Consider the following 1,113-nt stretch of genomic DNA (forward strand, 5'->3'; position numbering starts at 1 on the left):
GGCCGTCGACTTCCCCGGTGTCATAAATCGGGATGATGTGCGGCTCGGTCAGCCGGGCTGCGGTGTGGGCCTCGCGGCGAAACCGTTCCCGATAACCGGGCTCAACGCTGAGTTCGGTGGGCAGCACTTTGATCGCCACATCGCGGCCGATCACGTCGTCATGAGCCTTGTACACCTTGCCCATGCCGCCCTCGCCGATCAACGCGATCAGCCGGTACCGCCCGAACACCACTTCGTCCACTGCGGCCTCCATCACCGCACCCCCCGTGGGCACATGCTAGCGAACCACCCCCGTGCCCACAGTCGATTCGGCAACCAGCTCAGCCACATCGCGCCGTCCCCTTCGCATCTCGGCTTTCAGCCGCCACACCACGACGGATTGGAGCCGCAGAAGAGTCCCTCCTCCTTGCCGCCGACCGACCAGTGGATGGTGTCCAGCTCGCCCAGCCTGACTGCCACTGGTTCGCCTACCGAAAACTGTGGATCTGAGCTGACGGTGACAGTCCCACTGGCCGTGTCGCCCGAGACCGACGTCAACTTGAAGTCCATTGTGTTGTAAGGAATGTCAGCCATTGACGTACAGCTGGGGCAGTCCATCATGTAATGGAAGTGCCCATTACCGGCGGCGTCGATGACGATACTCTCCCGCGCCCCGCGCCATTCCCGCACGAACGGCGCCAACCCTGCTATGCCAGCGCTGGTCGAAGGCGGCGCCTCCGATGACGGCGGCGCGGGTTGCGCGATTGCCTCCGAATCCGTCGGGTAAGTCGATGCCTCGGTTGTGGTTGCGGGGGTGGCGGATGGGGTGGAGTTGTCGTTGTGGGTAAGTACGACGATCACCACGATGAGCACGGCGATGGCGACGGTGGCCAGCCCGACTCCAATCCAGATTGGTGCTTTGGATGAGCTGGCTGCGGGTGGCGTCCACGCCGGCGGTGGTGGGGCTGGTGGTCTGGACTGTGGGGTGGGCGTTGTCGGTCTGGATGCGGGGGTGGGTGTTGAGGGTCTGGAGTGCAGAACGGGGACAGGCGGGGGTTCGAGGGCGACGCTTGTCGGTGGTGTGTTGGCTGCTCCCATTTTTGTTTGGTGTTGGGCGTGTTCGATGGCGTGGCC

Annotated in this window: 2 protein-coding genes; both read right to left on the reverse strand. The window is 64.2% G+C overall.

What is annotated here, in order from left to right; translation table 11 throughout:
• On the reverse strand, positions 1 to 253 hold a 253-nt coding region (locus A5707_RS03390), incomplete at its 3' end, for a protein kinase domain-containing protein (RefSeq protein WP_419866383.1).
• A 104-nt stretch (positions 254 to 357) separates the two neighbouring features.
• Positions 358 to 852, reverse strand: coding sequence for a hypothetical protein (locus A5707_RS03395; RefSeq protein ID WP_065013116.1), 495 nt, complete (start codon positions 850 to 852; stop codon positions 358 to 360).
• Positions 853 to 1,113 lie beyond the last annotated feature (261 nt).

Origin of the sequence: Mycobacterium kyorinense, assembly GCF_001672775.1 — a bacterium.
Classification (GTDB): domain Bacteria; phylum Actinomycetota; class Actinomycetes; order Mycobacteriales; family Mycobacteriaceae; genus Mycobacterium; species Mycobacterium kyorinense_A.